This window comes from Rubripirellula obstinata (assembly GCF_001642955.1).
Classification (GTDB): Bacteria; Planctomycetota; Planctomycetia; order Pirellulales; family Pirellulaceae; genus Rubripirellula; species Rubripirellula obstinata.
The window spans coordinates 1-9,490 of record NZ_LWSK01000171.1; the positions used below are offsets into that span (position 1 = coordinate 1).

General features: G+C 52.5%; 6 protein-coding genes. 1 reads left to right on the forward strand and 5 read right to left on the reverse strand.

Annotation, left to right across the window (positions count from 1 at the left end; genetic code table 11):
• Window positions 1-273: 273 nt before the first annotated feature.
• The 5 genes from RC85_RS23670 to RC85_RS23690 form a co-directional block, all read right to left on the reverse strand.
• The gene (locus tag RC85_RS23670; RefSeq protein WP_068267220.1) at window positions 274-1,503 is read right to left on the reverse strand and encodes a pyrophosphate--fructose-6-phosphate 1-phosphotransferase; all 1,230 of its coding nucleotides are present in this window, start codon (window positions 1,501-1,503) and stop codon (window positions 274-276) included.
• 167 nt (window positions 1,504-1,670) lie between these two features.
• On the reverse strand, window positions 1,671-3,647 hold the full coding sequence (locus RC85_RS23675; protein WP_068267221.1) for a hypothetical protein: 1,977 nt from the start codon (window positions 3,645-3,647) through the stop codon (window positions 1,671-1,673).
• A gap of 144 nt (window positions 3,648-3,791) precedes the next feature.
• Window positions 3,792-5,009 carry an NHL repeat-containing protein gene (locus RC85_RS23680; protein WP_235033351.1) on the reverse strand — a complete coding sequence of 406 codons (1,218 nt, stop codon included), beginning with the start codon at window positions 5,007-5,009 and terminating at the stop codon, window positions 3,792-3,794.
• Window positions 5,010-5,097: 88 nt separating this feature from the next.
• Window positions 5,098-6,975 carry a LamG-like jellyroll fold domain-containing protein gene (locus RC85_RS23685; protein WP_084422974.1) on the reverse strand — a complete coding sequence of 626 codons (1,878 nt, stop codon included), beginning with the start codon at window positions 6,973-6,975 and terminating at the stop codon, window positions 5,098-5,100.
• 138 nt (window positions 6,976-7,113) lie between these two features.
• Window positions 7,114-7,812: a DUF480 domain-containing protein gene (locus tag RC85_RS23690; RefSeq protein ID WP_084422973.1), complete on the reverse strand. Its 699-nt coding sequence runs from the start codon at window positions 7,810-7,812 to the stop codon at window positions 7,114-7,116.
• Between the two features lie 276 nt (window positions 7,813-8,088).
• Here RC85_RS23690 and RC85_RS23695 point away from each other — a divergent pair, with 276 nt between their 5' ends.
• Window positions 8,089-9,387 (forward strand): sulfatase family protein, encoded by a 1,299-nt coding sequence (locus RC85_RS23695; RefSeq protein ID WP_338060592.1) that lies wholly within the window; start codon window positions 8,089-8,091, stop codon window positions 9,385-9,387.
• The last annotated feature ends 103 nt before the right edge of the window (window positions 9,388-9,490 follow it).

A 9,490-nucleotide genomic window follows, 5' to 3' on the forward strand; every position in this document is an offset into this window, starting at 1 on the left:
CGGTTGTAGCGAACCGCGACGAAGCGACAGGCGAGATGTAGGCCGGAACAAGCCGCTTCGGCGCAGTTCCGGCAATCCAACGCCGTACCATGCAATTGCCGGAACTGCGCCGAAGCGGCTTGTTCCGGCCTACCTGCGCTATTCCCCCTGCCCAGCCGTTCAGGAACGTGCGACTTTTTATAGTCGCCTTTCGCTCCGCGAAAGCAGCGGATTCGCTACTTTCGCAGAGCGAAAGGCGACACTGATTTCCCGTTCGTTCCTCAGTTGCGGCGACTACGCGTGCTGGGTTTCCACGGCACGACCTTTGGGTTGGCCGATATCGCTTAACAATTCGGTGAACCAAGACGTTTCAATGTCGAACGGTTTGCCACCCTTGATTCTGTCGAACTCAATCGCACGCAGTTCGTCGTTCTGGTCTTCGTCGTGACCGATCACTCCACCGATCCCGGCGAGCGCACATTCAACTGCTTTGACAGCACACTTGGCGATCAAATCAATGTCTTGTTGGTTGGCGGCGGCGGCACGGCTGTAGTAACCACTTTTTTGTACCAGCGTTTTTTCGGCACTCAGCATTTTGCCGAACTGGTTAGCAAACCACTTGCCGGGATTCACTGCGTCAAGCTTGTAGTGACCAAAGGCATCTCGCGGGACAGTTTCGCCACGTGATTCCAATTCTTCGATGATCGTATCAACGCCTGCGCCTTCGCTGATAAACAAATTAACGCAATCGTGTTCATCCATAACACTGCGAAGTCGATCGGCTTCGACGGCCAAGTCAAAATGCATTTCGGGAACGTAGACGCCGTGGATTTCGCGACGCTCGCGTGACAGTCCCACTTCGGGCAGGAAGTTCAGACCATCCAATTTCTTGCGATAGGCCACCGCGGTTGCCGCCGTCAACCAACCGCAATTGCGACCCATTACTTCATGCACAATCAACATGCGTGGGTTTGCGTTGTGTTCGCTGACCATGTTTTGGAAAAACTCGGCACCTTCTTCGGCAGCGGTCCACGCACCCAAGCTCTGTTTGATCGGAATCACATCGTTGTCGATCGTTTTTGGCAGTCCAACAACGGTCAATGCGTAGTCATGTTTTGCTAGATAGGCAGCCAAATCGGCCGCGGTGGTGTTGGTATCATCGCCACCAATCGTATGCAGCACATCGACTCGATCTGACTGCAATCGCTCGGCCGCGACCTGCAACGGATCGTCGCCTTCGTTGACCAAACCACGCTTGATGCAGTCGGCAACGTTGGTCAATTTGACGCGGCTGTTTCCGATCGGACTGCCGCCATGTTCATGTAACACCGACGCATTTTCGCGAATCGTCGGCGTTGCCAAGAAGCTGTCACCAAGCAACAAACCCTTGTAGCCCGAACGATAGAAGATGATTTCAACTTCGGGTGCTCGCTCGCTGTACGTTTCAATCAGTGCGCCAATGGCAGACGAGAGACAGGGCGCAAGCCCACCAGCAGTAAGAATTCCGACGCGTTTGACTGTCATGGCTCTGAAACCTGTTTAGAAAGCGGAATGAAACAAAAAACCCGAGCGATAAGGGTTTCATATCACACCAACTTGGTCAAACTTGTTTCGTTCTGCGCCCATGAACGCAACGCTATTTGATTCTTAGGGAATCTCAATCGCCATTCGCAGTTCATCAAACGATGCGACTAGCGAATGACTGTGATCGTCACCCAACCGTCACGAGCATCAATGGATTGGGGACGGAAGCTGCGACCGGCGATCGCTTCCATCTTGACGGTTGGTGGAACCTGCAGCGGTCGGTGCAACAGCATTTCAGGAAAGACGTTTGCGAACTTCTTTTCAATCGTTGTCTTCAGACCCGTTTGCGAAACGCTCAACCGACGACGACGCGACGGAAAATCGACTTCGACGTCGCCGGTGCGGATCAACATCATGCTGCCGTCATCCATGCGAGTTGGTAGATAGTTGGCGGTGATTTCCAGAGACTGTTTGAGCTCGCGACGACCTTGCGAAAAACGGGTTCCCCGAATGCCAAGCTTGATCGATTGATCACGAGCCTCAAAAACGATCGGTCGCAGCCGAGCGAAGTCAATTTCAAATGGCGGTTCGTCTTCGTCGGCATCCGATTCGTCATCCTCCAACGACATCGAATCATCTTCGGTCTGGAGAATCGACGGAGCTGCTGATTTTGGTTCTGGTTTTGGTTGCGATGTACCTGCCTGGCTTAGCAGTTCGTTGATCTCCGTTTCGGTCATCGTGCGGCCCGCCAAAATTGGTGAGATCAGATTATCGACGACAGTTTCATGGACTTGCAGCGCGACATCGTAGCGACCACCAACAATGGGTCGGGTGCTGGGCAATGACGGCAAGCTGGGTGCCGACAATTGATCATTGTCGGCAACGGTTGCCTCGACATAGATATCGCTGTCCGTGCTGCCCCACAAACGTGCGGGTTCCATCAGATCCAACCGCGTCAAAATGGGTCTTAGTTTCGCCATTGGATCAGGAGCATTAAACGAACTAGCTTGATCGGTTTGCTCAGCAAATTGCCGGCTGACTTGACTGCGAAGCCGCTCGGCACCGATGCGTTCGGCTTTTGGCTTTTGCTCGGCTGCTCTCTTAGAAGCAATGCGTCGAACCAGTCGCAATTTGTGGTCGATCGAAACGATTTGCGAGTTAAGCGATGCGGTGGCCACCACTGGTTCCGCTCGGACACCCGATTCATCCACGTGCAACATTCGACGGACATTGACTTGGCCCTGCGAAACGGTGTTCAGCTTGACGGGACCGTTGTAGCCGACGTTGCGACTGTTTACCGCCGCGTTCATCATCACTTCAATACGAGCCGACCCAACAGCCGGCAAAACATTCGCAGTGACGGTTCCACCAAGCGTCGCGGTTCCAACAATCCGAGTTCCAAGAATGCAATCGCGAACCGGGCGCGATTCGTTTACTCCGCGATTGATGGCCGACTGCACGACCTGCTCGGACACCATGACTTTAACGTTTGGGTTGCCGAACCGTTGTCGTAGCTGAGCCACCAAATCGAGCGACTGACCGCTGGCTTCCATCAGTCCAATCATCTGCGTGATGCTGGCGATGTCATCGGCCGATGGATTGGCGTTCATGTCGCGAATATCTTCCGCAAACTTTTGCATCTGTTTCGCGATCTGCTGTGACGAACGATCAGAATCGCGAAACCGAACTCCATCGATCAGGTCTTCGGTACTGCGACGTAGCTGCGTCAACACGGGCAGTTCTAAACCCGGTGCTGTTCCAATCAATCGGTAACGCAGCGCGACCGCTTCGCGACCGATCTTGCGGGCGCTCTGGCTATTCTTCATCGCGTCGCGATCATGCAGCGTTTCCACCAATTCGTCCGCAGCAATGAACTTCATCCAAGCCCGGTAATTCTTCTTGGACGTGTTCGCTGACAAAAACCGATCGGCAGATTCGTAGTCACGCAAAAACCGACGTTTCGAGCCATTGGCGCTGGGAAAACGATCTTCGTTGATCTTCTCGGCCGCATCATCAAATTGGTCCGCGAGTGCGTCGCGATCAACTTGCTGCCAATCTGCGGAACAGATAGCGGTACAACCCACAATTGACGTCAACACGATTAGCAAGATCGCGAGGCGAACAGAAAATACGCGAACAGACATATCAGACTCGAAAAACGGCCAAACTGGTAAACATCTCGCCCGTCAGCCTGGGTAATCTAGGCTGACTTTTAGGCGGACGTCTATTCTAGTAGCAGATCTGCGGATGTCGCGAGGGTGTGCGTTTTTTGATTGAGCAGATTGCCGCTAATTTGCGGAAACCTCCACCGCCTCGAACACAGCGGTCTGACCATCGTTGCGTTTGCCATTCTTGTTTTCCCAACCGTTGGGCCAGGACAAGGCGATCCCGAATAGCTTTCCGTCGCGTGTTACCGTCCGAAATCCGTGGACATGATGCATGTACTGCAAACCGTCGAACGATGCGGGGATCAAATTGCCGACGCTGATTCCATCGACCATCACCAACACCGGGGCAACTTTGTTGGTGGAGGGAAGTGCGTTTAGCAACGGCAAGAACGCAGCATCACTGGTCAGTGAATCAGTCAGTGAAACGTTGCATGGCGTTGAACCTTTTGGCAACGCAATAAACTTCTGTTCATTCGATCCTGGAATCGATACGCCTTTTCCCGATTCGTCAAAACCATAAATGCGACCATGTTCACGCGAAGCGATGATGACCGTTTCCTTGCCGTCAATGTTATCAACCTCGACGCCGTGAGCCGTTTGGAAGGGACCACCCAGATTTGTTTTCCCTCCCCAAGCCGCGCCGATCCATTGCCAGTTGCCGTCAACAAACTTGGCCGTCAACACGTAATCACCAGGCGTGTAGCCGGTCACCACAATCAGACTCTGCGCCTCCGGCAACCAAACCACATCACACGGCGTGAACTTACCGCCATCAAGATAGTATTTGTTGACGACTTCATTATCGAATTCATCGCCTTGCGGTTTTTTCAGCTTGCCAAGAATCTCCCCTCGCTGTGCGACGACCACTTCGTTTGTGTTTGTTGACGCAAATGCCCACAACACTTTGCCATCAAGCTTGAAGCAATCTGTCCCGTGTGCGTTCATGCGTTTCGCAAAGTACGGATCTTGGTTTTCGATCAGCTTCCACTCTTTTAGATCTTCGCTCAAAGTGACCAACCCGTGCTTGGCAACCACTGTGACGACTTCCCCGGTTTCCGGATCTTCGTCGGCGTTGTTGTGCAGACCAGGGATCGCAGCCTTAGTCATCGCTTCACTTTGAACCCCAAGATCACTGCGATGTTTCCAGGTGTATGTTTTCTCGTCGATCGTAAACGAATTATCGGCGGCGGATTCTAACAGGACTGCAGTGAATGTTTGGTTGGTTTCATCATCAGATCCAACATCTTGATGATCATGAGCGTGACCGTCGTGTGCAAAAACCGCGGGACCAATCAAAAGGAAACTGACCAAGGCAAAACAAGAAGACAATACTCGCACGATTCAAAATCCAGTTGGAAAAATTGGTTGGTTGCGGGGAAGCATTTGAACGACAGTCTATTCCATTTCAATGGCTTGATGGACTTGCTTATTTCACTGGGACAAGTGAGGCCTGGGCTGCCAGAATAGTGCTGGTTGCTTCGGAGCTGTGATCCAGTACGAAAGGCCCGATTCGCCGATCGAAATGCAGCAATAACACAGTATCGTCCTGCGTTTTGAGTGACCGTGACGGGGCGAAATTGCCGCTGTAAACCGCGGCCTTCGAGATTCGTACTTCATCAATTGCACCGATGAACGAGCGGGTTGGATTCCCGCGAGCATCCACGTCAGCACCGATCAAAAGCGGCAGTCGATTCTTTCGCCGCTTGCCACTCGCAGGTGTCGATTTTATCAGCTCGCCATCCACAAAAATCTTAACGGCATTCCCATCAAACACGCCGGCGATGTGCGACCATTTTCCGGTGGGCAAAACATCTTCCGCCTTCGCCGTGAAATACAAACCATTCAAATTGAGATCAAACTGTGGGACTCCTTCGTCCATGAAAATCCCAAATTCAGAAACTTCCGTTTTCGCGATCGCTCCCAAAAAGCCTGCCGTTCCTGCTGGTTTCAACCAAGCTTCCACCGTCATCGGTCCGTCGGGCAACTTGAGATCTGCATTCTCAATTCGCGCTGTCGAGTTGGGGCCGGTGACGTTCAAGCAGTGATCGACCGCATCGGTAAAGAAGTCAGTTGGAACTGACGAAAGTCGAACCTGAACCGGCGTCACAACATCGGGCAAGCGAATCCGCGATGATTCGCCTTCCATGTTGATCGACGTGACCAATTGAGGAATCTTCAATGATTCAGTTTCACCCGCACTGCGATCCAAATACACCTCGAACGATTGACGTTTTCCTGGCTCAATTCGCTTGTGAAAATGATCTGGTTTCAAATGCCAACGTGAAGAAGACTGTGATGAAGATTGCAGAGCAACGGTCACGTCCACCGCCTGCTTGCTGTTATTTTCAATTGTGTAGGTTTGCTGACCCGACGCACTTCCATCAACTTTTAATTGAAGCGGTTTGGACTGCGACACGGGACGAATTTTCTGGACCAACGCGACCTGTTCCAAAAACTCGGCCGTGAACTCCTTGGGATCAATCACGCCACCGACCGGGATCGCACTGACCGATATCCCGCTCGGGCGGACCGAGACCATGTTCATGTGATGTAGAAAACCTGCGCCGGGAATGTCGGCGGGTAAGTGACCGCCGGTGGTTGCCAAGGTGTGGTATTCAATGCCATCCACATTTCCACCGTAATGCATGTGATGAATGTGGCCAGCGAAAACGGCGCTGACATTGCCTGCGTCTTTCAACAGTTTATGAACGACGTCCCAGTTTCCATCTTGGTAACGTGGCATGATCCAACGCGGATGATGCAGGAAGACGAAAACGTGATCGGCTGACTTATGTTTGCTAAGCGACTTCTTTAGAAACGATAGTTGCTCGTCGCTCATCCGTTGCAGGGGCCCGAGATTGAAACCTTTGATGTTGGTCGCCGCGTCACCTTCGTCCGAATACAACACAATGAATGCTGAATTCTTGTGCGCAAACGAATACCAAAGTGGTCCGAAGTGTTTCTCGTAGTTGGATTCGTGATGCCCAGGTGGTGCTGGCCCTTTGCCGCGCCAATAGACATCGTGATTGCCGGCAACGGGATACCAGGGCATCCGCAGGTCCGACATGATCGACTTGTACCGCTTCATTTCTGGCAACCAGTCGGCGGTTTCGTTGTATCCCTGAATCAAATCGCCCACGGTCATTACCAAATCAGGGTCCAGCAAATTCGTATCGACGACGGCTTGCTCGAGCACCTTGAGTCCTTCGGGAACACCGCCAGTTCGGTCACCGTAGATGACGAAATGAAAGACATCTTCTTCATTTGTAAGCGGCAGCACTTGATCGCTAGTCCGCGTCGTCATGAAGCGATTTGAGTCAGACTTTTGTTTGGGACCATGATCGTGACCGTCATGCGCCTGAATCGGAACGGCGCAGAACAGAGCAAAGATAGCCCACCAGCGTTCCTTAACAAGGTCGTTAAACCGAAAACTCGACATCATCTACTCCAATTCCGCGATTCGCTTTTCGAGTGAGTCAATTCTCTCGTTGACACTTTCAAGCCTGGCCAGCAAAGCATCAACGGCTGTCTTAGGTGGCTCGGCCTGGCTGCTGGATTTCGCAGCCCCGGACGACTTCGCTTCCATCTTTTCGACCTTGGCAACCAAGTACTGACGTTCCTGTGGTGGATACAACTTGTGCGCAAAGGTTTGTCCGCGACCTGGCGGCGTTAGCGGTTCCACCAAGTCTTTGGCGATCAGTCCATCAACACACTCTTGAACTGCTTGAAGCTGATCGAAGGCATGCATGCGTGACGCTCGGGTTCGCAGTTCGCCCAAGGTTTGAGGTCCACGCAAAAGCAATTCTGTCATGATGGCTGAACCAGGTGAATCAACGTCCAACCATTCATAGGCTGCGTGCCGATACTTCGTTGCGCGTCCGCTGCCCTGGACCTCGCGTGCCGCACCCGCTTCGCGAAGTTCATCAAGCGCCAGCAACGCGTCTTCATCATCCAAATCCATTTTGGGCAAACGGTTGGACTTTTGGTTACTCGCACTGATCACCGACGCCAAGGTTAGCGGATAATTATCTGGCGTCGTCTTCGCCTTTTCGACCAAGACGCCCAACACACGTCGCGCCGCGGCCGACAATGGCTTGGTCCGTTTGGAATTATCCGCCGGCGTTTCTTCAGAGGAAGTCACTGATTCATTCCTATTGATATTGCTGAGACAAAGTAGGCCGCTGGCATCCAAAGCGGATCTCGCAGACTTGCAGGATGGTTTAGATTAGCATGTGATAGGCGTAAGACGTAGCTGATCCCGCCAGAGTTCTGGCCCGAGTTCTGGCCTGAGTTCAGGACGGAGTTCTGGCCCGCATCAGTTCCTGCTCGACTGAACCCTGGCGGGATCAGCTACGGTCAGGTCGCAATCAATCTTTAAGATAGTCTTAAACAGTTTCTACGTTAAAGGGAATGTTGCGTGTTTCGACTTGGATTGTGGGTAAGTTTTGCCGCGGTTGGTTTCGCTGGAAACTTCGCGTTGGCGGACGATACGACCACCGAATCGATTGGGGCTGATCGACCCAACATTGTGATGGCTTTTGCGGACGATTGGGGACGTTATGCGAGTGCTTATGCCAAGCTTGAACCGGGTAGTGTGTCGGATCTGGTTGAGACGCCGAATTTTGATGCGGTGGCGGCCGATGGATTGCTGTTCACGCGTGCGTTCGTCAGCGCTCCGTCGTGTACGCCGTGCAGAAGCTCTCTGTTAAGTGGTCAGCATTTTTGGCGATGCGGTCGAGCATCGATCTTACGAGATGCGATCTGGGATTTTTCTAATCCAGCCTATCCGTTAATCCTGCGAGAAAACGGATACCGAATCGGGCATGCTTACAAAGTTTGGGGACCAGGATCCCCAGCGGATGCACCCCATGGCGGGGCGGCAACGCGATTCAGCAAAGCTGGCAGAAAATTCAACAGTTTTTCACAAAACGTGACGAAGGCGAAGAACCCCTCCAAAGCAAAGAAAGAATTGTTAAGCGAAGTTCGAGATAACTTGCTTTCTTTCCTCGACGCCAACCAGAATGATGAACTCGATGGCGACCAACCGTTTTGCTACTGGTTCGGACCGACAAACACTCACCGAAAATGGATCGCTGGCAGCGGGAAAAAGTTGGCTGGAATCGATCCTGAAAAACTCAAAGGCAAGTTGCCACCGTACCTGCCCGACGTTTCGACTGTTCGCGAAGACTTTGCCGACTATCTGGGCGAAGTCCAAGCCTTTGATTCAGCGTTGGGTGTGATCTTGGAAGAATTGAAACGGCTTGGTCTGGATCGCAACACCATCTTGGTTGTCAGCGGCGATCACGGCATGCCAGGTGTGACGCGTGGCAAATGCAACCTCTACGACATGGGCACGCACGTACCGCTGGCGATTCGATGGCCAGCCGGCATCAATCGACCGGGACGCGTAATCGATGACTTCGTTTCGCTGCCCGATTTGGCTCCTACTTTCCTAGAAGCCGCGAATGTCCAAGTGCCTGATGCAATGACCGCCCGATCACTGCAAGCAATCTTTTCAAGCGATCAATCCGGAACCGTTGATCCTGAAAGGGATGCCGTGTTTACCGGTCGTGAACGGCATGTCGATTCAGCTCGGGTCGATGCGAAACCGTATCCGCAACGATCGATTCGGACGAATCAGTTTCTATACATTTTGAATTTTGAGCCGGATCGATGGCCGATGGGGACCGACAAGCACTGTCATGGTCAAACTTGAAAATGCTCGCTTTTGCGAGGTGCGCGCATATTCCTAGCGGCACCACCAGATGGTAGTTTTTTTGAGTCTCAAAGTCCAATGGCTTGTCGTTGCTACCGAGCAC

Bases quoted from the DNA above. Each gene is read 5' to 3' on its own strand.
- RC85_RS23670 (WP_068267220.1), bottom strand. From the start codon at position 1,503: ATGACAGTCAAACGCGTCGGAATTCTTACTGCTGGTGGGCTTGCGCCC.
- RC85_RS23675 (WP_068267221.1), bottom strand. From the start codon at position 3,647: ATGTCTGTTCGCGTATTTTCTGTTCGCCTCGCGATCTTGCTAATCGTG.
- RC85_RS23685 (WP_084422974.1), bottom strand. From the start codon at position 6,975: ATGACGACGCGGACTAGCGATCAAGTGCTGCCGCTTACAAATGAAGAA.